General features: G+C 70.1%; 1 protein-coding gene. It reads right to left on the bottom strand.

Annotated elements, in window-relative coordinates:
* A partial coding sequence (locus tag N826_RS39305; protein WP_044438131.1) for a cytochrome-c peroxidase occupies nucleotides 1–398 on the bottom strand: 398 nt, incomplete at both ends.

The following is a 398-nucleotide window of genomic DNA, read 5'->3' as shown; positions in this document are numbered from 1 at the left end:
GGGCCGCTGATCGTCTCGCTGCCGAACGCCTCGCGGAACATCCGGCGGTAGGCCGGAATGGCCGACAGTTCGGCGGCCAGGGATGCCATCGGCTGGTTCATTTCGCCGGCCGCCTCGATCGGTCCGGTCGCCTGGTCCTCGAGCGTGTCCTTGCGCCCGTCCCACATCAGCGGCTCGGCCCAGGCCAGGTTGAGGATGGTCGGCGAGGCGCGCTCCAGCGCCTTGGCGCCGTCGCCGGTGGCCACTGGCAGCGCGTCCTCCCAGCCCAGCGCCGGATTGTGGCACGACGCGCACGACGCCGTGTTGGATCCGGACAGGCGGGGATCGAAGAACAGGGTATGACCGAGTGCCGCCTTGGCGTCGCTGTAGGGATTGGCCGCCGGGAACGGGATCTCGTT

The sequence above is a fragment of the Skermanella aerolata KACC 11604 genome, assembly GCF_000936425.1.
Classification (GTDB): domain Bacteria; phylum Pseudomonadota; class Alphaproteobacteria; order Azospirillales; family Azospirillaceae; genus Skermanella; species Skermanella aerolata.
Note: the sequence above shows the minus strand (reverse complement) of the source record. Positions and strands in the feature narration are given on the sequence as shown.